Source organism: Streptomyces mirabilis (assembly GCF_018310535.1).
Classification (GTDB): Bacteria; Actinomycetota; Actinomycetes; order Streptomycetales; family Streptomycetaceae; genus Streptomyces.
Genome location: NZ_CP074102.1, coordinates 956,398 through 976,935, shown reverse-complemented (window position 1 = coordinate 976,935; position 20,538 = coordinate 956,398). Strand labels below are relative to the sequence as shown.

At 71.7% G+C, this 20,538-nt stretch carries 19 protein-coding genes; all 19 read right to left on the bottom strand.

All coding sequences use genetic code 11. The annotated features are described in order from the left end of the window. Positions 1-112 precede the first annotated feature (112 nt). Positions 113-1,381 carry a M15 family metallopeptidase gene (locus SMIR_RS04465; protein ID WP_422664399.1) on the bottom strand — a complete coding sequence of 423 codons (1,269 nt, stop codon included), beginning with the start codon at positions 1,379-1,381 and terminating at the stop codon, positions 113-115. Continuing rightward, the gene (locus tag SMIR_RS04460) at positions 1,378-2,862 is read right to left on the bottom strand and encodes an NUDIX domain-containing protein (RefSeq protein WP_212726561.1); all 1,485 of its coding nucleotides are present in this window, start codon (positions 2,860-2,862) and stop codon (positions 1,378-1,380) included. Before SMIR_RS04460 ends, SMIR_RS04465 begins: the two co-directional genes overlap by 4 nt. Positions 2,863-2,919: 57 nt before the next feature. After that, positions 2,920-4,056, bottom strand: a complete 1,137-nt coding sequence (locus SMIR_RS44255; protein WP_212726560.1) for an NUDIX hydrolase — start codon at positions 4,054-4,056, stop codon at positions 2,920-2,922. A gap of 61 nt (positions 4,057-4,117) precedes the next feature. Next, positions 4,118-6,058: an ATP-binding cassette domain-containing protein gene (locus tag SMIR_RS04450; protein ID WP_212726559.1), complete on the bottom strand. Its 1,941-nt coding sequence runs from the start codon at positions 6,056-6,058 to the stop codon at positions 4,118-4,120. Between the two features lie 234 nt (positions 6,059-6,292). Beyond that, positions 6,293-7,405 carry a hypothetical protein gene (locus SMIR_RS04445; protein WP_212726558.1) on the bottom strand — a complete coding sequence of 371 codons (1,113 nt, stop codon included), beginning with the start codon at positions 7,403-7,405 and terminating at the stop codon, positions 6,293-6,295. A gap of 4 nt (positions 7,406-7,409) precedes the next feature. Next, a complete protein-coding gene (gene fxlM / locus SMIR_RS04440) occupies positions 7,410-9,455 on the bottom strand; it encodes a methyltransferase, FxLD system (RefSeq protein WP_212726557.1) in 2,046 nt (681 codons plus the stop codon). Positions 9,456-9,494: 39 nt separating this feature from the next. Further along, positions 9,495-10,565, bottom strand: a complete 1,071-nt coding sequence (locus tag SMIR_RS04435; protein WP_212726556.1) for a lanthionine synthetase C family protein — start codon at positions 10,563-10,565, stop codon at positions 9,495-9,497. Further along, a complete protein-coding gene (locus SMIR_RS04430) occupies positions 10,562-12,601 on the bottom strand; it encodes a lantibiotic dehydratase family protein (protein WP_249938346.1) in 2,040 nt (679 codons plus the stop codon). Before SMIR_RS04430 ends, SMIR_RS04435 begins: the two co-directional genes overlap by 4 nt. An 87-nt stretch (positions 12,602-12,688) precedes the next feature. Further along, positions 12,689-12,877 carry an FxLD family lanthipeptide gene (locus tag SMIR_RS04425; protein WP_212726555.1) on the bottom strand — a complete coding sequence of 63 codons (189 nt, stop codon included), beginning with the start codon at positions 12,875-12,877 and terminating at the stop codon, positions 12,689-12,691. 132 nt (positions 12,878-13,009) lie between these two features. Beyond that, positions 13,010-13,477 carry a DUF6082 family protein gene (locus SMIR_RS04420; protein WP_212726554.1) on the bottom strand — a complete coding sequence of 156 codons (468 nt, stop codon included), beginning with the start codon at positions 13,475-13,477 and terminating at the stop codon, positions 13,010-13,012. A 74-nt stretch (positions 13,478-13,551) separates the two neighbouring features. Beyond that, the gene (locus tag SMIR_RS04415) at positions 13,552-14,127 is read right to left on the bottom strand and encodes a DUF6624 domain-containing protein (protein WP_143609762.1); all 576 of its coding nucleotides are present in this window, start codon (positions 14,125-14,127) and stop codon (positions 13,552-13,554) included. Further along, entirely contained in the window at positions 14,124-14,696 is a 573-nt protein-coding gene (locus SMIR_RS04410) for a hypothetical protein (RefSeq protein WP_212728280.1), read from the bottom strand. The genes SMIR_RS04415 and SMIR_RS04410 overlap by 4 nt, the downstream gene beginning before the upstream one ends. A gap of 74 nt (positions 14,697-14,770) precedes the next feature. Next, a complete protein-coding gene (locus SMIR_RS04405; protein ID WP_249938344.1) occupies positions 14,771-15,265 on the bottom strand; it encodes a LuxR C-terminal-related transcriptional regulator in 495 nt (164 codons plus the stop codon). Positions 15,266-15,393: 128 nt separating this feature from the next. After that, positions 15,394-16,647, bottom strand: a complete 1,254-nt coding sequence (locus SMIR_RS04400) for an acyl-CoA dehydrogenase family protein (RefSeq protein WP_212726552.1) — start codon at positions 16,645-16,647, stop codon at positions 15,394-15,396. A gap of 82 nt (positions 16,648-16,729) precedes the next feature. Continuing rightward, positions 16,730-17,365, bottom strand: a complete 636-nt coding sequence (locus SMIR_RS04395; protein ID WP_212726551.1) for a GAF domain-containing protein — start codon at positions 17,363-17,365, stop codon at positions 16,730-16,732. Then, positions 17,365-17,952 (bottom strand): GTP-binding protein, encoded by a 588-nt coding sequence (locus SMIR_RS04390; protein WP_212726550.1) that lies wholly within the window; start codon positions 17,950-17,952, stop codon positions 17,365-17,367. Before SMIR_RS04390 ends, SMIR_RS04395 begins: the two co-directional genes overlap by 1 nt. Before the next feature lie 52 nt (positions 17,953-18,004). Then, positions 18,005-18,418 carry a DUF742 domain-containing protein gene (locus SMIR_RS04385; RefSeq protein WP_212726549.1) on the bottom strand — a complete coding sequence of 138 codons (414 nt, stop codon included), beginning with the start codon at positions 18,416-18,418 and terminating at the stop codon, positions 18,005-18,007. Beyond that, positions 18,415-18,930 (bottom strand): roadblock/LC7 domain-containing protein, encoded by a 516-nt coding sequence (locus tag SMIR_RS04380; RefSeq protein ID WP_212726548.1) that lies wholly within the window; start codon positions 18,928-18,930, stop codon positions 18,415-18,417. Before SMIR_RS04380 ends, SMIR_RS04385 begins: the two co-directional genes overlap by 4 nt. A 73-nt stretch (positions 18,931-19,003) precedes the next feature. Continuing rightward, the gene (locus tag SMIR_RS04375) at positions 19,004-20,521 is read right to left on the bottom strand and encodes a sensor histidine kinase (protein ID WP_212726547.1); all 1,518 of its coding nucleotides are present in this window, start codon (positions 20,519-20,521) and stop codon (positions 19,004-19,006) included. Between the last annotated feature and the right edge of the window lie 17 nt (positions 20,522-20,538).

The window sequence follows — 20,538 nt, the reverse complement described above, 5'->3', positions numbered from 1 at the left end:
TGCTCGGTCCGTCGCGGTCTTGGGATTGCGTCAGGCCAAGGAGCGATGGCCGCGCTCCCGTGTCTCCGGAATCGGAAGGGATGGCGAGGAAGTGGACGAGTCCGGCTGCCCTCTAAGGCAGTTCGATCGGTCCGTAGCGAGCGTGCGACTTCTGCCGCATCAGCGCGTCGTACCGGTCCGCCACTGAGAAGTGCCAGAACTCGGTTCCATAGTTCGTAAAGCCCGCGTTCTCCATGGCGTTGAGCAGCAGCGTGCGGTGGTGACGCGCCTGATCGCTGAGGTTCGGGGCGTGCGTGAAGCAGGCCCCGTCGCTCTCCTCGGGGGAGGCATTGACACGGGTACCGAGGTCGAGTTCGTGGCCGTCCTGGTCGACGAGGGTGACGTCCACGGCCGCGCCCGCGGAGTGGGGCGCGATCTCTGGCGGTGACACGTAGCGGCTGGCGGCGTGGTGCAGCTGCTCAGCTGTCCAGCCGGGCTGAGCGGCGGCCAGCTCGTCCCGGTACTCGGTGAAGTAACGATGCTGGAGGGAGAGCGGCCGGTAGCCCTCGATGAACAGCAGGTCGGTGCCAGCGGGCAGGAGCGAGCGGGCGTGCTTCAGGCGGGCCAGGACGCCCTCGCGGACGTGGGTGAACGCGCCCAGCGGATCCTGCTTGCGGGGATCGACGCGGAAGTTGTAATCGCGCACGTCGACGAGCGGCTCCCCGCACTCGCGCACCGGGATCGCGGCGACCTGGGGATCGGACATCAACACCAGAGGCTTCATCGAGTCTCCCTGTGACGGCTGGCACTGCGGTGGCGGGACGGGAGAGGCAGAGGCCAGGTCGATTTCGCGCAGGATGCGCGCGACGGTGTCCTGTAGCGTGCTGGCGGCCGGGATCACGGTCTCCAGACCGCCGGGCAATAGATCCAGCTCGCGGTACCAGGAGGCGAGGTGGGTGTCGGTGACTTGCTCCAGGTACGCGGCATCCGCCTTCGACGCATGTCGGACAAATGTCGTTTCCAGCGGCACGTTCAGGTAGTAGCAGCTGGAGACGCCGCGGTGGTCCCGTACCAGGGACGTGATCATGTGGCCGTAACGGTCGGCGTACAGGATCCCTTCGAGTACGACGTGAAAGCCGGCGTCCAGGGCGTCACGCGCGATCCTGCCCAGCAGAGCGATGTTGGCGCCGCGCGCGGTGTCGTGTTCCCTGAGCACGTTCCGGCGGATCACGTCCTGGCCCACGATCGCGATACCGCGGCCGTAGTGGTCTCGCAGGCCCTGGGCCACGCTTGACTTGCCTGACGCCGAGTTGCCGCGGATCACCACGAGGCGAGTGCCCGGACGTCCGGCCGCAGTTGCAACAGACACGTGACAGGGTGCGCCGCTCGGTGTGCCGGTCATGCGGGCCAGCCCGTCTCGCTGTACAGCTCCCCGTTCTGGATCTTTCCGATGGCCACCCGAGTGTAGGAGACGAGGTTGTCGGGGAGCGCGACCGGGTCCCAGAATCTCCACTGGGTGCACTTGTCCGGCTCGCGCAGTTCCGGCTCGCCGCTCCAGGTGCGGGTGCGGAAGAACAGGCCCATGCGGGGCCGGTCCCCGGCGCGGTCGATGTGGTGGACGACGTGGACGAGTTCGACGTCCGGTCGCTCGATGTGCAGGCCGGCTTCCTCCCGTGCCTCCCTGATCAGGCAGGTGATGGCGTTCTCCTGCTCGCAGTGGCCGGCCAGGACGTGCCAGGTGGACGGCGCGAACGCGGAGTCGGGGTGGCGCAGTCCGAGCAGTACCGTTCCGTCGGGCCGTTCCAGGTAGAGGTGGACGCCGATGACGTTGAGGACCGTGCCGTGCGGGGAGGTAGACCGGCACTCCTCGTGGGATGAGAGCCCGCTCTGTGGCGCGGTGCCGGCGGGGCGGCTGGCGGCGTGGCGCCGTGCGAGGTCGCTGGTGGTGTCTGTGATACGGAGGCGGTGGAGGTCGTCGGGGGTGAACCAGGCCAGCATCACCCCTTCCGTCAGGTGGAGCTCGCGGGGATCGCCGTTCCAGCGGCCCGCGTAGATGGCGATGGGCACGGTCGCGCCGGCGTCGTCGGTGGCGTACTCGGTGCCGAACGGGGTGAGATCGGCGATGTCGAGGCCGGCTTCCTCGGCCAGTTCGCGCCGCACGGTGTGTTCCAGGGTGGCGTCCTGGGGCTCTCGGCCGCCGCCCAGCAGGGACCACATGCCCGGCTCCCAGATCCGGCCGGGGAAGTAGTCGCGCAGGTGGAGCAGGTACTCGCCGCGGTCGTTGTAGATCAGGGCGGAGGCGTTGGCCGTATCCGGTTCGGTCTTCGGCGGGAGCTTGAGCAGCTTCTCGCGCAGGGACGGGGAGGTCACCCTGTCCACGGGCCGCCACTCGATGCCGCCGACCTCTTCTTCCTGCAGCACCACCGGCACATCTGTCGCAGTGTGCAGGCGGAAGAGGAACCGGAGGTCGAAGTGCTGGTGTCCGGGTTCGCCTTTGCCCGGGTGGGCGTCGATGTCGTGGATGTCGATGTCGAACGGCACGGCCTCGTAGCCGGGCCACGGCGTGACGGCCTGGGGCGGGATCCCGGTCTCCTCGTGCAGCTCCCGCAGCGCCGCTGCTGCCAGGGACTCGTCGGCGGGCTCGGTGTGTCCGCCGGGGGCGAGGACCTTCCCGCTCGCCAGGTGCAGCACGTGCAGGACGCGGCCGAGCGGGTCGACGACGATTGCGCCGCAGGTGACGTGTCCGGTGAAGGTGGAGCGGCTGGCGATGTCGGTAGGACGGTCGAGGGCGTCCAGGAGGCCGCCGAGCTGCTCGCGCTCGTGAGGGTGGCGAGCGAGGTAGGTCTCGACAGTGGTGCGGATGTGGTCGTGCGACAACGGCATGGGGCTACCTCAGAGGGACGTGGAGCGGGACGAGTGGAGGCGGGGCGGTCGTTCGGGTCAGCTCAGCCGCATCCCCTCCGCCGGGATCTCCTCGATGGAGGCGGCGCGGGCCGTGGGCAGGCCCCACCGATCCCGTGCTGTTTCCCCTGCGAGCTGGGCTTGCCGCGTGCCGGGCGGGCCCCAGCCCAGCAGGGCGGCTGCCTGGGTGGGGGTGGTGAGCAGGCGGGCGAAGGGGTGGCCGGTGGCGGGGTCGACGGCCGCCGGCCCGATGGCGGTGACCCGGGCGGCCAGGCGCAGCCGGGCGTTGGGCCCCACGCCGCCGTAGACCTCGCCGGTCTCGTCCAGCACCCAGCCCAGTCGCACCGGATCGGCCAGGGTGAGCTGGGCTTCCTCGGCGGCTTCGCGGTGCAGGGTGTCCTCGGGCGTCGCGTCGGTGCTCTCCATGGTGCCGCCGGGCAGCATCGGCAGCGCGCCCCGCGGGCCGGGGTCGGCCACGAGGACGACCCGGCCGTCGGGGACGAAGCACCACGCCCAGGCTTGCTGCATGGGCAGCTGCCCGGGGACGGGGCCGCGGTTGAGAGGGCTGTCCCACAAGGGCCGGTAGCGGACGTGCACGTCGTGGCGGTCCAGCGCCGGGACGTCGAGGATGTGCCGGCCGTCGGCGAGGTGAGCGGTGGCGGTGTTCCCGAGCCGGGCACGGTAGGCGGCGAGCATGATCTGCCCGTCCACGGGGCGCAGCCGCTGCACCGCGTCCCGGCTCTCCAGGAAGGCGTACTCGGACAGCTCCTCGTGCGGCAGGCGGATCGCCTCCGCCTGGTCGGGGGTGAGGGTTCCCCCGTCGAAGACGAACCGGACCTCTCCGGGGCAGGGCGTGCCGGGTTGGAGGTCGGGGTGGTGCGGGGAGAAGGAGTGGACGGCGAGCACGGCCGACAGGGGCAGATCCAGGCCCAGTTCCTCGGTGATCTCGCGCCGGCAGGTGATGTGCGGGTGTTCGCCGGGTTCGACGACGCCTCCGGGCAGCAGCCACGAGTCGTCCTTGCGGTAGGTGGGGTGCACCAGCAGGACCCGGCCGACCTCGTCGGTGATGATCGCGGCGGCGCCGAGCCACGCCGCATGCCGGGATGCGGCGTACTGCGCTGCGGGCAGAGCCGTACGCGGTGTGACGTGATCCGAAGGGGAGACGGGAGAGGTCACGTATCTCTGCCTTTCGCGACGGTGGACGGGCGAGTGCGCAGCGCGGACCGGCGAGCGGTGATCAGGAGGCAACGCCGCTCATCCGGCGCTGCAGCTCCCACAGGGTCCGGAACAGACCGGGCTCCTGGGTGAGTTGGGCGTAGGTGCCCTCCTGGACGATCCGCCCTTCATCCAGGACCACGATCCGGTCGGCGACAGCCACGTTGGTGAGCCGGTGCGTGATCAGCAGGATGGCGCGGTCCTTGGCCAGTTCGCGCAGGCCGGCGAAGATCCGGTGCTCTGCGCGGGCGTCGAGGGCGGCCGTGGGTTCATCCATCACCAGCAGCGCCGCCTGCCGGTGGAACGCGCGAGTGAGGACCAGGCGCTGCCACTGCCCGCCGGAGAGCTGCTGTCCGCCGAACCACTCACTGGTCAGGAGGGTATTCAGGCCGGAGCGGAGGCCCGGCAGCATCTCCGCGGCGCCGGACGCCTCGCATGCGGCGAGCAGAGCCGCGTCACTGGTGTCGCCCTGCCCGAACGTGATGTTGTCACGCATCGTCAGCGGCAGGTACGTGAACTTCTGCGGCACCAGCGCGACGTGCTCCCACGACCCCCACGGGTCCAGGTCCGCGGTGGAGGCGTGGTCCCAGGCCACGTCGCCCTCGGTGGGCAGCAGCAGCCCGCACAGCAGGCGCGAGAGGGTTGTCTTGCCGGAGCCGTTCTCCCCGACCAGCGCCACGATCTCCCCGCGCCGCACGTGCAGGGAGACGTTGCTCAGGCTGTCCTTCGGGGCGCCGTCGTAGCGGTAGGTGACGTCGCGGACCTCGAAACGCTCCGGGGGCACGGCCACGGGCGCGGTGCCGCGGGAGTCGGTCATGGCCTGGCCGTGGGCGTTGTCGAGGAAGTTCTGCCAGTCCTGCACGTACCAGCCGGTGCGCACCAGGCGGGCCCCGCCGTTGATGATGCCGCGCACCGAGCCGGTGGCGGTCTGGAGAGCGAAGACGGCGCCGCCGCCGGCCGCCAGGCTCATCCGCCCGGAGGCCAGGAGCCACAGCAGCGCCGCCCACACCGCGGTCGAGGCGATCCCGCCGGCCACGGCTCCGGCCAGTCCCATCCAGGCACCGGTGTTCGCGGCTTTTCGTTCGGCCGCGTTGACCGAGGCGGCCAGCCGCCGGTACCGGTTGATCAGGAAGGGGCCGGCCAGGCAGGCGCGCATTTCCTCACTGGACTCCTGATAGGCCATGTGCCAGCGCAGCTTGCCCAGCATCCGGCGGCGCCCGGAGGTCTCCAGCCCGGCGAGGTAGAGCACGCGGGCGGAGCGGACGTAGGCGGCGGCCTGCGGCAGGCAGGCGAGGAAGAGCAGGGGAAGGAGCAGGGGGTGCAGGACGGTCAGGACGGTGGCGCTGGCCGCGAGCGTGGCGGTGGCCGCGAGGACGTCCTGCGCTTCTTCGACGAGGTCGGGGGTGACCTGGGCGCCGCGGTCGGCGATGTCGTAGGCGTCGTTGTAGCCGGGCTTGTTGTTGGCGGCCAATTCCGCGCCGAGCGCGGCCTCGATCATCGTCAGCTCCGCTGCCCGGCCGAGCACCGGGCGCAGACGGCCGGTCAGCCAGACGACGGCGATGCCCAGTAGCGCGCGCAGGCCAGCGGCGGCGGCGATCACGGCCAGCTGCGGGGCGGCATCCCACAGCCGCTCGGTGATGTCGCCCGAGGCGATCAGCGCGGTGATCGTGCCCGTGACGGCTAGGAGGCCGAGGGCCGCGAGGACGCCGGTCCCGATCTGGCACACCAGCAGTCCGATGGTCGCGCCGCGGTCCACGCGCCAGGCCATCTGCACCGAGCGCCGCACGAGTGAGGGAAGGCGCCGCGCCATGGTGCGGGAGGTCAGCAGGGAGCCGGCCTGGAGCCGTGACTCGTCGCGGTAGAGGTATTCCTCTTCTCGAACACCGGCCTCCTGCGGTTCGTTGTCCGGCGCGGTCCCCTTGGGCGGTTGTGGCGGCTGGTCCTGTGTAATGGCCGAGGTCATCGTTCCCCCTAGGACGGTCGCTGCGGCAGAGTCGTGAGGTCTAACGACACGGCTGCGATATCGAACACACGTCATTCGGTCGTGCTGGGGAGCCCGCTATTTCCTGCGTCAGGGAACCCCGCGGGCGCGGGATCCCTGGTCTGGCTTGGAGCGGCTGCGGGCAGGAAATGGCCGAAACGCCGACACCGTCAAACAGCGTGGGGATGTACGGCGGGGCATCCGGGTCGTCCCCTCCTAGCCGGGGTCTGGTTCGGCCTGCAGCAGCTTCACCAGCTCTGTCTCGGCGTGGCCGACCGCGCCCGTCAGAGCCTCCTGGTGGTGGGCGGACAGGACGCCGGATCCCAGTCCGGCCGTGGCGATCACTGCGTTGAGCGCGTCCGTCGCCCCGTCGCCTAGGGCGGACGCGGCGACGGGGTGGTGCAGTGCGTCTCGTGCGGCGTAGGCGTCGAGTCGGGCGACGCTGACGAGGGAGTTGAGTACGCGGGCGGCGTGGCGTCCGGTGCGGTCCAGCTCCAGGGCTGACAGGCCCGTCCGAGTCTGGAAGGCGGCGGTCGGCGGATCCGGATGGGCAAGGAGCTGGACGGCTTCATCCAGGGTGCGGTCGAGGTCGGGTTCAGGGACGGGAGTGCCTGCGGGTCGGCAGTGGGCGTGCAGGAGGAGGGCGATGGCTCTCTCCCAAGGCTCGGCGGGCTGGGTGGTGTCGATCAGGTCGCGGGCCTGCTGGTCCAGGCCCTGCTCCATCAGGGCCATGATCTTGATCTGGCGGCCGTCGAGGAGCCGGTTGCCGATGCCGCGGTGCTGGGCCATGGCGTCGGCGGCCTCGGTCCACCGCCCGATCTGGGCGAGGGCGCGGGCGCCGTCCACGAGCAGGGTGACGTACAGCTCCTGGCACACCGTGCGGTGGTCCTCGTCCGTGCCGGTCAGAGCAGACAGGTCGACGGTGCGGCCGTCGATGTCAGTCTTGTTCCGGTGTCGGGCAGCGTCGTTGAGGCAGTACAACAAGTCGTAGGCGAGTTCGCCGTGGCCGGCGCGAGTCTGCAACCGGGAGAGGTTGACGAGCGGCATCAGCGACATGACGGCGACCCGTCCGCTGAGGCGTCCGGCGTTGGCGAAGACCTGGTGCTGCCGCCAGCACAGATCCTCGGCCAGGTCGGGCAGGCCGACGTCGGAGGCGATGAGCGCGGCGTAGTTGAGGACCCCGCAGGTGCGGGCCACCAGGTCGTGGTGGCCCGCACCTGCGGGCGCGACGGTCAGCCCGGTGAGATGGTTGATGCGCTCCTCCAAGGGGAGCGCGGGCGCTTTGGTGCGGCGGACCAGGGGGATGCGGCTGGCTATCGCGGGGATCATCGGCTCAGCCCTTGCGCGCCCAGTCGACGACGAGACGGCTGTAGGGCTTGTCGACGACGAAGCGCGGGTCGTCTGCCGTCAGCCGGTCACGCGAGTCCGCGACGGCCATCCGGAAGCCCGGTTCGGGGGCGTCGTTGCGGCCGGTCGCGTCCCAGGCGCGGATCTCGCTCACGACGCGCTCGGCGAGGTCGGCGCCGCCCTCGCCGTGGCCGATCACGCCGACCTCCCAGTACCGGCCCTTCTCGTCCTCGCCTTCGCGGATGGTCAGGTACGCGAGCGACCCGCCGTCGAGGGCGGCCATGGACCCCCACCCGAAGTGCGGAGTGAACCCGGGGCGCTGGCCCGGCAGCCGGGACAGGCCGTTGGGCAGCACGCAGGCCAGGTACAGGTACAGCCACTCCCACGCGGAGCCCTGCCGGAACTTCACCCCGGTGTAGAGCTTGGTCTGCTGCTGGTCGAGGACGGTACGCAGCGCGTCGCGGTCGACGTCCTGCTCGCTGAACGTCTCCAGGCGCACGTTGCCCTCGCCGGCCATCGGCACGAGGGTGTACACGTCGTCGCAGACGCCCTTGCGCAGCGGGATGAAGGTGGCCATCTCGCAGGAGACGGTCTTCCACGTGTCGCCGTCGCGTTCGAAGGCGAAGCTCCGGGAGATGCTGCCGCGGATGCGCATCGGCAGGACCAGGCGTCCGCCGGGGGCGAGCTGGTCGAGGATCTTCACGGGGACGTCGCCGGCGCCGACGGTGAAGATGATCCGGTCGTAGGGGGCGTGCTCGGGCAGCCCGGCCGCGCCGTCGGCCATCACTGCGGTGGCGTTGTCGACGCCGGCTTCGGCGAGGTGCTGGCTCGCGCCGGCGACGAGGTCCTGGTCGACGTCGAGGGTCCACACCTGCCCGCCGGGGGAGACGATCTTGCCGAGGAGGGCGGCGTTGTAGCCGGTTGCGGCGCCGGCTTCCAGGACCTTGTGGCCGGGCTGGGCGCCGAGCTGTTCGAGCTGGGTGGCGACGATGGACGGCGCGGAGATGCAGGAGATCATCTCCCCGTGCTCGTCGTGCTTGATCGGGACCGCGTCCTCCTTGTACGCGCTCTCCAGGTCGACGCCGGGCAGGAAGGCGTGCCGGTCGGTGGTGTGGAAGGCGTCGATGGCCGCCTGGCTGCGCAGGTGGCCGCTGTCGACGAGCCGCTGGGCGAGGGCTTCGCGCAGCTGGTTGGGGTCGGTCACGGGTGTCACGGTGGTCTCCATTCGAGGGAGGCTAGGGTCCGCGGATGCGGACTTGCGGGTACACACGTCAGCTCCTTCTCCGGCGGAGAAGGCGACGTGACGGCCGAGCCACGCGGTGGCGGCCTGCGCGTCGGCGGGCACGCCCGCGCGGTTGAACGCGAAGATCGCGTGGTGGGCGATGACGCCCCGGATTCCGCGTATCAGTCGGCCGTCGGCGGCGAGCCGGCGCAGGTGGCGGCCGGCGTCCTCGAACGCGGCGACGCGCTCGCCCCAGCCCGCCTCCGCGTCGGGGCGCCGGGCGGCGTCCGCGTTCATCAGCCGCCGCATCGCGGAGACGGCTTGCTCCAGCGCGGTCCCCTGGGGCGGGGTGACGGGGGGCCGCAGGGCGGCCCACCGGGCGTACACGTCTCCGGCTTCGAACGGGTCCAGCCCGGCCTCGCGGATCATGGCGGACAGCAGCATCACGTTGCGCTCGCGGGCGCCGGGGGTGCCGGTCTCGGCGAGCGCGGCCGGGCTGTCGGCGCAGAACACGTCGTGCGCGACCTCCATGCCCTCGGGGCCGCCGAAGGCATGGGTCTCCGGCTCGTAGATCCCGCTCGTCCAGCCGGTGATCACGCGGTCGGCGACGAGCTGGTCCAGCAAGCCGGTGGCGGGCTGTTCGGTGCGCAGGCGCACGCCGGCGTCCTTGCGCAGGAAGTGGAAGCGGCGCCCGGCCAGCGCGGTCGCCAGGGCCCGGGCGGCGTCCGTGTGCGGGTCGGGGAAGGCCACGGAGGCGTGCCACCAGGAGATGTCCGGAGGGATCGGCAGGTTCTCGTCGTCGAAGGTCATGGGCAGAAAACTCCTTGCGAGGCGGCGGGGAGAAGAAGATCAGGCGAGCAGGAGGACGCGGGTCCAGCCGGTGGTGTCGGTGGCGTTCAGGGCGAGTTGGGCTCCGGCGCGGCCTTCCATGAATCCGGGTTTGGGCAGGTGCTCCCAGTCGGCGGCCAGCCGTCGGTGCAGGTCCTGGATGATCGGGGTGAAGCGTGCGGGTGCGGGGCTGTCGGCGGCGACCGTGCGGGTGAGCATCAGCAGCCCGGCCCAGCCGTGGCAGAGCGTCGAGTCGGTGATGCGGGCGAGCCGCAGCGGGTCGGTCAGGATGGTCTCGACGGTGTCCTCGGCCGCTCGGCGCCGTGCGGGGTCGCCGAGGGCGAGCGCGGCGAGCTGCTGGGCGCGGGCGATGCCGGGCTGGCCGTAGCACCAGGACTGGCGGGCCGGTTCCGCCTCGGGTGGCTGGTCGGCGTCCAGGTGTGCTGCGGTGGACCAGTAGTGGGCGCCGTGCCGGTCGAGCCAGGTCGCGAACGTGCCGACGGCTTCCTCCTGGCCGGGGACGCTGACTCCGGCGCGCAGGGCGAGGGAGAGCACGGCAAGGGGCCCCGCGATGCCGTGGGCCATGCCGTTGTTGCCGTGCCCGCCGGCCATCTCCTTCCCGTCCGGGCCGACCGCCGACCACCACCCGGGCAGCATCCGGCCTTCACCACGGGCGGGGTGGGCGAGCGCGACGAGGCAGGCGAGCACGTCGGGCAGCCGGGGCGCGATCGGGCGGCGGGACAGCAGCAGGGCGGCGAGTCCGGTCAGGCCGCGGATGAGGTCCCATTCGGCGAGGTGAGGCAGCGCGCCGGCCGCCTGACGGCGGTGGGCGGCGGCGAGCCGGGCGTCCACGACGCGGTCGACGGCCGCGCGGACGTCGTCTCCGGCCCCGTGGGCGCGGGCCAGGACGAGCTCCAGGGCGGGTGCGCCGTGGAAGAGGCTGGCGTTGCTGCCGGTGCTCACCCCTCGGACGGTGGCCTGGGCGAGGTGGCGGCGGGCGGTGGACAGGTCCCGGCGCTCGATGTCGAGCAGGGCCATCCCCAGGGCGCCCTCGGACAGGTCCTGCGTACGGGGCACGGTCGTCGTGGTCATGAGCGCCTGGCCAGGGGGACGACGATGCTGTGGGGCCGGCCGCCGATCCACCCGTCGGCGTCCGGCGGGGGCGCGTCGTGCAGCGTGGCGATGCCGAAGGGGTTGGCGTCCAGGTGGGCGCGCAGGAGGTCCAGGTCGACGTCGCGGGTGAGGTCGAGGGGCAGCTGCTGGTCGTCCTCGGCGAGCAGGACCCGCTCCGGCACCCGGAACCGGGCACGCCAGGCGTGGAGTTGGTCCGCCCACTGCTGGAGTGGGGCGGTGCGGGCGGGCAGCGTGCGGCTGCGGATCTTCCACCGGGCGGTGGTGAGGATGGTGCGCCGGTAGGTGAGGGCCGGGGTGAAGGGCAGGGTCCAGGCGGCGCCCCAGTCGAACCAGGTCACCTGCGGGGACGCGGCCCGGCTGATCTCGCCGAGGAAGCGGGCCATCGGCGGGGTGTAGTTGTTCCACAGGAAGTTGATGGCGGTGGGGGCCAGCAGCTCCAGCGGCTTGCCCGTCGCGGACTCCACCAGCTGGGGGCGGCCGTCGGCGACGGTGACCGACAGGTCGCGGGGGAAGAGGACGTGCGGTTCGGGGCGGCGGAATTCGCCGACGCTGACGATCCGGGGCAGGGCCTGGGGCGCGCGGGTGAGCAGGTCGGCCGGCACGCGTCCGGCGTGGAAGGAGAGCTGCGCGAGTTCCGCCTCCGGATCGACGGTGGGCAGGTTCGCGTACGCCTCCTCGGCGCCGGGGAACAGGTGCCAGAACCGACCGGTCATTGATCCGGCCGAGCGGGAGACGGTGAGCACGCGCAGCCGGAAGTCGCCCCGGTCCAGGGCCGGAACAGAGGTGGCGTGGACCTGTGCGGCCAGTTCGAGGTGAGGCGCCAGGCCGTGGGGCTTGTCGCCGGCCGCTGCTTCCAGTTCCTCGATCATCGCCCCGGTCACCGCGACGGTGCGGCTGCCTTCGGCAGCGGCGGTGCCGGCCAGCTCCAGCAGCAGGCGGTCACGCCGGGACATCGGTCGGGGCGGTTCGCTCGCCGTGGCGAAGCCTGCAGGGAAGCCCACGCCCCGGTCAGGGTCCGTCACCGCTTCCACCGGCACCGCGGTGTTCTCGCCGTAGCGCTCGGAGAACTGCTCGATCCACCGCCGCCAGGTCGGTGTCCCGGTCGGATGGGTGACCAGGCGGGCCAGGACGGTCGCGGCGGTCTCCGCTTCGGTCAGCACCTGCTCGGGCAGCCGCACGTCGGAGTCCAGCCGCAGGTCGCACGCGGTCCGCAGGCCGGCTACTTGAGCGCGCGCCGCGGGCGGTAAGACGTCGGTGGGGTCGGCGACGGTGGCGGGCGCGCGCAGCGAGGAGCGCAGCAGCCGCACCCGCAGCAGATCACCGAGCAGCCGGTCACGCGCGGTGCCGCTCACGGCGGGGAACTCCGCGGCCAGCTTGTCGGACAACTGGCGGTACCCGATCGGCGATCGGGCCAGGTCGAGTACGAGACGCAGCGCGGGGCTGAGGGTGAGGCGGAACTCGGCGTCGCCCTCGGAGGGCACGTGGATGTGCTGGTCGCGCTGACAGATCAGGGTGTTGACGCAGACCTCGGCGTCGGCCATGCGCGCAGCGTCGCTCTCCCAGGCGCTGAGCATCTCCTCGAGTCCGACCGGCTCGGGGCGGGCCACGGCCTGGTGCTCGTCGCCGATGCGGACGGACGTGACCTGGGCGAAGCCGAGCGGGGCGACGCCGGCGAACAGGCCGTAGGGGGTGGAGCGGCGGGCGTAGCGGATCGCGTAGCGGGCGGTGGCCAGCGCCGCCCGGCGTATCCGGCGCACCTTCGGTGTGCGGCCGTCGATGATGGCCTGCACCTGGTCCGCCAGGTGAGGGCTCGCCTGCGACACGGTCCGGCGGAAGCCGGTGTCGGACCACACCGTGCTCAGCCACGCGCGCCACTCTTCCACGGGCGCCGTGGTCGTCGGCCAGGGCGGCATGGCGGGCTCGGTCGTGTGTACCGCGGCGCGCAGCATGGCCTGCCCCGCGGCCTCGTACAGGCTGGGCCGGTGCCGTGTCATCAGGGCTCTCCTCATCTTCTGCGTGGCGGGCGGGGCGGGCCGGACGGGGAGAGCCCCGTCCGGCCCGCGTTGCCGGGGTGGTCCGGCTTACGAGGTGGTGCAGGCGCTGGGGCAGGAGCTGCCGCAGGTGTCGCCCGTGCTGCACATCAGGACTGTCTCGGTCGCCGGCGTGCCCTCGATGAAGGTGATGTCGAGCCCGAACGGGTCGGTCTCGTCGGTGGTTGCCAGGTCCGACTGCACGGGGGTGGTCGGCCTCTCCGTCTGCACGGCGGTCATGCTTGCCTCCTTGTGGCGATGGGTGGTGCGGGATCCCGGGACCCGGCCGGGGCCCGGAGCTTGGTGCCAGACGGTGGCGGGCGAAGGCGTCGCCTGGTCCAGGACGTCTGGGAGTCGATGGGACCCGTGCCGTCAGGCTGCTACGGGCTGCGCTTCCTGGTGGGCCTTCGCGGCCTGGTTCAGGACCTTGGTGAAGTGCTCGGCGCGTTCGTCGCCCTCGGCCTCCTGGGCGCGAAGGTCTCCGAAACGGGCCCAGTAGCGCCGGCAGACGTCGCTGTTCATGAGCATCGAGGCGTAGAAGGGCAGTTGTCCGTCGCGGACGAAGCCCAGGCGGTCGCGCAGGCTGAGGGTGCAGATCTGCTGGTTGGCATGGAGCAGCTGCATGTACTCCTCGACGTCCATGTCCTCGGGCGCCCAGAGCTTGGCGAGGTCGGCGTTGGCGGACATCTGCGCCAGCCAGTCGAGCTGGTTGCGGGCGACGACCGCCTCGTTGCGCTCGGCCTGGTGCCGCGCGTCCTGCCTGAGCCGGACGGCTCCGACCACAGCGGTGGTGAGGGAGACGGCAGCACCGGCAGCGAGGACGGCGGTGGTGAGCTTCATCTGTCAACGATCCTTTCGCGGAGCGGAGTTGCGGCCGGGAGGCCGACTGGTGGAGAACCTGGGGTTCCGCTGCTTCACGCGGCCCCCGCGAGGACGACGGTCGGGGCTTCATCGGCAGAGTTATGCGCGGTGTACCGGCGGCGCACCGCCTTCAGAGCGACAGCGATCGGCGGCAGACCCACGGTGGCCCTGCGTGCGTCGACTGACTCCGGCGCGCGCAGCGGGCACAGTTCGATGCCGTCGGCGCGCAGCAGGAGCTGGGTGCCGTACTCCTGGTCGCGCCCGCTGGTGATGAGGGCGCGGTCGTGAAGGTGCGCCCAGTGCTGGACCAGCGCGTCGCCGGCCTGGACCGCACGTCCCAGCAGGGTGGTGGCGGCGCGCTGGAAGTCGGGTTCGTCGTCGCTGTGCAGGGCGATGCTCCACGCGGCACGGGCCGCGTCGGGGCCGACGAGGCGGTGCCCGGGCCAGTCGTGGTCGGCCAGGATGCGGCGCAGCACCTTGGTGTTGGCGTGGTCGGTGTGCCGGCCCTGTCCGAGTTGGACGGCGTCGAGCTGGTCGCGCACGCGTTTGGCCCGGTGCGCGGCCGATTCCGTGGCGCGGGCGATCAGTTCGCGGGCGAGGTCGGGCCGCTGCGGTTCGTCGGTTGTCACGCGTTGCTCCGATCATCCGGGGCCGGCTGAGGCGCGTGGACCTGGCAGCTGATCAGCGCGCGGAGCCCGGGGCGGTGCTCGGCGGGGAGTTCGAGGCGGGCGACTCGATCGCCGTCGCGTCCGGGGCCGGATCCGCACACGTCCCAGCCGGTGTCCGTGAGCCGACGCAGAAGGGCAGCGAGGGGTTCGGCTTCGAGGGCGTGGCGGGCCAGGGTCTCGGCCCGTACGACGTGGAGGTCGACTCGGGCGGCGAAGTCGGACGCCCACAGGGTGATCAGGCGGGTGATGTCGTCGGACTGGCCGGGCAGGGTGTGGACGCTTTGGAGGAAGAGGCACGGACTCTGGCCCCATCCGAGGTCGGGGTCGTGCTCGGGGATCATGCAGGCCAGCAGCCTCCCGTCCTCGAACAGCCCGGCGGGCATGGTCTGCGCCTCGCGGAACTGCGCGGGGATGTCGGCTCGGGCGGGTACGGGCAGGCCGTGCAGGGTGAGCCAGCGCTGGCGGTCCTGGACGAGGGCGGCGGCTTCCTCGCGCTCGGCCGCGGTGCTCAGCATGCGCATCTCGTAGATGGCGGCCGGCGGCGCCTGCGTGAACGGGACGGGGGCGGAGCGGTCCTCGTTGGCCGTGGGGGTCGTGGGGCGGATCACTGGGTTGCCCCGCTTCGCGTCGCGTGGGCGGCTTGCTCGGCCGGCAGTAGCTGCCAGCTGTGCGCCAGGACCACCAGTTCGGTGGTGTCCTGTGCGCCCGTGTCGGCGAGGAGCTGGTCGAGCGCGGCGCGCAGGTCGGCCGGGGCGATCTTGGCGGCGACGGCGATGTCGCGGGTATCGCTGTGCTCAGCGACGGCTCGAAGCAGCAGCAGCTGCTTCGAGCTGAGCTCCGGCGTCGGCCTGTCGGTCGTGGGAGGGGCCACCCGCTGGGTGGTGAACAGTCGGTGCACGATCACCGGGGGCTTGCAGCGGGGCGGGCAGTGGAGGCTCTCGCGGATGTCGCGGATGTACTGGCGGACGGTGACCGCCGACAGTCCTGTCTTCGTGGCGATCTCTTGGGGTGTAAGGCCGTTCGCGAGGTGTTGGGCGACGCGCTGCAGGGTCGGTGTCAGGGGGGTGATCGGTGCGCTGGTCGTCACGGGCGGGGTCACGATGTCTCTTTCTCGGCTGGAATGGACGGTCACCGGGATGGGTGCCACCGGTCCCCGCGGGGGACGGGGCCCGGCGGCACGGGCCCGTGCGCGGCGGTCTGGATTCACGGGGTGCCGCGCACGGGGGCTCATGCGGCGGTCGGGCCGGGGCGTGCCCAGGCAGCTTCGGCGGCGAGGCGCTCGGACCACTGGATGTGGTCCTCGTCGAAGGCGGCGTCGGCCAGGCGTATGCGCTGGACCTCGCCGGTTCCGGCGGGCGGGTAGGTGTGCTGGATGTCGCGCCACAGGCGTTGGAGGACGTAGTCGCGGTCGAGGGCGTGGGCGCCGTGCAGTTCCATGGCGTCCTGGGCGGACTGCACGGCCCACTGGTGGCCGAGGTACTTGGCGTTGATCAGGTCGGCGTCGCAGGGCAGGCCCTGGTCGAGGAGATGCACGGACTGGTAGGCGAGTATCCGGCCGGCGCGCAGGCGGGCCTCCATGCCGCCGATGCGGTCCCGCAGTACGGGCAGGTCGGACAGGGTGCCCCGGTAGCGGGGACGGGTCTTGAGACGAGCAGCGGTGGTGGCCACGATCGCTTCGTGAATGCCGAGGCTGACGGCGGCCAGATTGGGACGGCCGTACAGGATGCTGCTGCTCTGGGCCACGCTCAGCCCTCGGCCGATCTCTCCGACCACGTGGTCTTCGGGGACGCGGACGTGGTCGAGATCGAGGCGGCCGGCGGAGAAGCCGTGCAGACCGAGGCCCGGGCGGTGGTCGGAGACGGCGAGCCCGGGGCGGTTGGCTTCGACCATGAACGCGGTCAGTGCCTGGGAGGCGCTCACGCCTGCCTCGGCGGTTCGGGCTACGACGAGGTGGGCTCCCGCGAGGTGGCTGTTGCCGATATGGATCTTGCTGCCGGTGATCACCCACTCGCTGCCGGCGCGTTCGGCGGTGGTTTCGATGCCGCCGATGTGTCCGCCGGCCTGCGGTTCGGTCACGGCGATCGACAACAGCAGGGAACCGTCCGCGACTCGGGGCAGCCAGCGGCCCTTCTGTTCGTAGGTGGCGAAGTGCAGCAGGGCGCCGACGGGGATCAGGGTGGCCTGCAGGATGGCCGCGGCAGCTGCCGAGACGCAGGCGATGCGGTGGACCAGGATGGTCTTGGCCACGTGTCCGGCACTCAGCCCGCCGAAGGCGGACGGGACGGTGACGGCGAACCAGCCCCGTGCGGCCATCAGGTCGGCGACCTTGCGCTCTACCCTGCCCGGCGCGGCCTCCATACGAGCGGTGCGCGGCGCGACGTGCTCGGCCGCGAAGGCGTCCGCCTCGTCCCACAGCAGTTCGTGGCGGGCGGTGAGGTAGGGACGCAGCGCTGGTGGCGGTGTGGTGGGTGTGGCGGACATGGTCTCCCTCTCCCTGGGTGAAGGTCGCGACGTGGAGCGGCCGGGGATCGCCTACGGCTCCCGGGTGGGGGTGTGGAACGGCCTAGCGGACGGGGGCGCGGACGATGTGGTCCATCACCTGCGCGCCGGCGTTGATGACGATGTCTCTGAGCCGTCGGGCCTCGCTCAGGGGCCGTTTCTCGGGGTCGATGACGCACACCGTGCCCAGCACGGTGCCGCTGTCGTGGATGAGCGGGGCGCCGAAGTAGGAGCGGATCCCGACCGCGTCGACCACGTGGTTGCTGCTGAAGCGAGGGCTGGCGTGCACGTCGTGCAGCGGGAGGGCCTTCTTTCGGGCCATGACCTCCGGGCACCAGCCGTGGTCGCGGCTCATGGTGCGGCCGACGATGACGTACCCGCTGTCCGCCGACGGCTGGTGCAGTCCGACGAAGGTCTGCTCCTCCAGGAACAGATTGACGAACCCGTACAGGAACCCGGCCTGCGTGGCCATGTCGCGGGCCATCTCGTCGAAGTCGTCGCTGGCAGCGGTAGGCATGCCCAGGCGCTCGATCAGCTCGTACCGCCGCGCTAGTTCGGTCGTCTGCTGGGCCTGCGGGCCGGTGACGGCGGCGGCCGGGACGGACGGCCCAGGGGCGAGGTCCCGCATGTTGCGGCGCGGTAGTGCCTGCGTGGGCGGGGTCTGCGGTCCGAGGTAGGGGTTGGTGGGCTGGTATGTCATCAGGCGTCCTGGAGGGCGGTAGTGGGTGTGGGGCGGACGGGGCCTGCCGCTGCGTTTCTCACGGCGTGGCCGACGAGGGTCAGCAGGACGCCGGCGACGTGGTTCGGGTCGCGGGCGTCGCAGGTGACCACCGGTACAGAGGCGGGGAGTTCGAGGGCGGTACGGACCTGTTCGGGGTGGTAGCGGTGTGCTCCGTCGAACTGGTTCACGGCGACGACGAAGGGCAGGCCGATGTCTTCGAAGAAGCTGACGGGGGTGAAGCTGCTTTCCAGGCGGCGGGTGTCGACCAGGACGACCGCGCCGACGGCTCCGCGGGAGAGGTCGTACCAGAGGTCGACGAACCGGTCCTGGCCGGGCGTGCCGAACAGGAACAGTTCCAGGGGTACGGGCGCGTCGGGCAGGCTGAGGCGACCGAAGTCGAAGGCAACCGTAGTGGTCTGCTTGGCCTCGACGCCTTCCAGGCTGTCCACGTCCGCGCTCGCTTCGGTCAGGTACTCCTCCGTGCTCAGCGGCGTGATCTCGCTGACCGCGCCCACGGCGGTGGTCTTGCCCGCGCCGAAGCCCCCGGCGATCACGATCTTCAGCACGGTAGGTGCACCGGCATGCGGGCGCGCCGGAGTCCGCAGCACCACGGCCGGGTCATCCGGCCTGGGGGTAGGCGATGGCATCGGGCCACTTCCTTTTCAGGCCCGCTGAGAGGGCCGCCAGCAGTTGTGGGGAGGGACCTGCATCCGCGTCCGCGTCGGCTGCGGCATAGGGGGAGGTGACGGGGACGACCAGGGCGTCGGCGTCTAGGAGGTCCGAGACGAGGATCTTCACGGCGGTGACGGGGCGACGGAGTCGGCCCGCCAGTTCGGTCACCGAACGCCGGCGCTCCCGGCACAGGGCGAGGATCTCCTCGCATTCCTCGGCTTGCGCCGGGCCGGGCCGCCCCGGTCCGGCGTCCAGCACGGTTTCCAGGCCGAGCAGGTGCCGCGGCTTGGTGCGCCCGCGCGTCAGGGTGTAGGTCCGCACGAACGTCGAGTCCTCGGCAGCGCGGCCGTGTGTGGTCACCGGACCTCAGCACCCGTGCCGACGCGGACGGGGATCTGCATGTAGGGGGCGAACTTCTGCACGAGGCGCCCCGTCTCGTACCCGACGGTGCCCGCGTCGGCGTCCGTGGTGGCGATGACGGCGAGGACCGTGTCCACCACACCGCGTTCGTTGCCGGGGTGGTTTTCGAAGGCCGCGCTGCGACCAGCGCTCTGGACGAAGAACAGGCAGTCGTCTCGCTCGATGACGACCTGCCTGGCCGGCCTCTTCTTGTGGCTGGGGCCGGTGATGTTCGCCGCGAGGGAGGCAACTCCGCTGAGCGCGGCCGACAGTTCGTCCGCCCAGTCCTTGTCGACGTCGCTGTCCAGCAGCCGCAGCCCGTCCCGCGACAGCAGGACGGCGTGCGTGACGCCCGGGACATCGGAGGCGAACTGACGCAGCAGCCAGGCCATGTTGTCCCGCTGTCCGCTTGCCGTTGTCTCGGATGCGGGCGCGTCGCCGGTCACGCTGTTCATCGCGGGATGGGTGCTCATAGGGATCGCTCCAGAAGGGGGAAGGGCCAGCGGATATAACGGGCCGCCGGGAACGTGGAAGGAAGGGCGAGGCTCAGGGCCTGGGCTGCTCTGTCGAAGCGGTGGGAGAACCGGCGGCCCCGCCGGCCTGGATGCCGTTGCGGAAGGCGGCTGCGAGCCCTGGCGTCGCCGCGGTCACGGGGGCTTGCTCCCGCTCGCGTGGTGGATGGAACGAGCCGACCTGACGTCTACGCGTGGGAAGAGCGGGCGCATCAGCAGAGTGACCTGCCTCTGCGGCTCCCGGTGCCCCTGCGGTGCCGGGGCGTGTGACCTGGCCTGCCGTCGGGATGGCTGGAGTCGCGGCAACCTGCCGCGGCTGCGGCGCGGAGGGGCGGGCTTCCTTCGGCAGCGCACTCGCATCGTCGACGGAGGGAATCGCTACGAGGAGCCGTGCCGGAATAACGACCAGGGCGGTGGTGCCTCCTGTCACGTTCTCCTGCAGGAGAACGGACAGCCCGTGGGACTGGGCGATCTTCGCGGCGACCAGCAAGCCGAGCTGGCCGGCTCGGACTTGGCCGCTGACATCGACCTCGTCGGGGGCTTTGAGCAGGTGGTTCATCTGTGCCCGCGTCTGCGGATGCATGGGGATGGCCCGGTCCTCGACCTCGACCGCCAGCCCGTTCGCCACCCGCTGCGCACGCACCATCACCTTCGTCGCCGGATCGGAGCACTCGCAGGCGTTCTCGATCAGCTCGGCCAGCAGGTGCGTCAGGTCCGGACCCACATGTCCGGGAAGACCCAGCTCGGCGCCCACAGACCCGGCCGCGACGGCCACACGCGGATACTGCACGACCTCGGAGACCGCGCCGCGCAGCGCCGTCGCGACGGGAACAGGCCGGCGCACGCTGCGCAGGGACTGCCCGCCCAGCACCGCCGTGCTCTCAACCTGGCGACGCATCCGCGTCACGAGGTGATCGATCTCGAAGATCTTGGCCAGCAGCTCCGGGTCGTCGGTCAGCATCTCCAGCTGGCTCAGTGCCTGAAGCGCCTTGCCGACCAGGGCGTGCTCGCGCATGGCCAGACGGCGCAGCACTTCCAGGAGGACGACGGACTGGGACTCGTCGTGCACACGTATCAGCGACGCGATGGCCTGCGCCTGGACTGCACTCAACGCCTTGTTGATCTCGGCGTTCGGACTGGCCGATGGTGGCGCCTGCAGGTCCGGCAGCGGCGGGCGTCCCCCGCGGCACAGCTCGTCCGCCGACCACTGCACCGACTTCTCGACGGCTGCCGCTGCCCCCGCGACCGCGGTCAGTGCCGCTACCCGGGCCTCCTCCGCGGCTGTCTGCACGGCCCCTGCGGCCGTTCGCGCTCCGCGAGCCGCCACCGTGGCGACCCCAGCCAGTCCGCAGACCAGACCGACCAGGAGCCAGCCGGGGCCTGCCGCGGACACCGACCAGAGGGGGAAGGCGGCACCGAGCAGCGTGGCAAGGAGCACCAGGGGCAGTGCCACGGCGCGGCGGACACGGTGCAGCGTGAACGCGTCGATCGGAGGCCGCCGTCTGCGGTGGCCGGTAGCGGCCAGCCGTGCCGGGAAGGCGCTGTCAGGCATGGGAATCCTCGTCAGGG